General features: G+C 39.2%; 1 protein-coding gene. It reads right to left on the bottom strand.

What is annotated here, in order from left to right; genetic code table 11:
• A partial coding sequence (locus BCT81_RS23295) for a hypothetical protein (protein ID WP_241908263.1) occupies positions 1–269 on the bottom strand: 269 nt, incomplete at its 3' end.
• Between the last annotated feature and the right edge of the window lie 83 nt (positions 270–352).

Here is a 352-nt window from a genome sequence, read left to right on the forward strand (position 1 = left end):
TCTCGGAATAATTTTTCACCATCAAAAGTTTGTCCATGAACCACATCAGTGATCGCAGATGAGCCACGAACGACACGATAAATCTCTTCCATCAACGCACGATTTGATGGCCTCTCATCCTCACTGTCATTGAGTTTTATGCGCAGTGCTAATATCAGAAGTTGCCGCGTGGCCTCGGCATCACTTAATGCTTCCTTATCTCTAAACGTCTTAAAATCTTGCGCTAACTTTCCACGTAATGAGCTTTGTAACGGATAAGAACGTGTCATATTGCCCTCCTAAAGCTCAATTAAAAGCATTATTATTCCAATGAAATTTCAATTAATTGATTTTATAAAATACACTTCAGAGC

Origin of the sequence: Vibrio sp. 10N.261.52.A1, from assembly GCF_002876325.1 — a bacterium.
GTDB classification, from domain to species: domain Bacteria; phylum Pseudomonadota; class Gammaproteobacteria; order Enterobacterales; family Vibrionaceae; genus Vibrio; species Vibrio chagasii.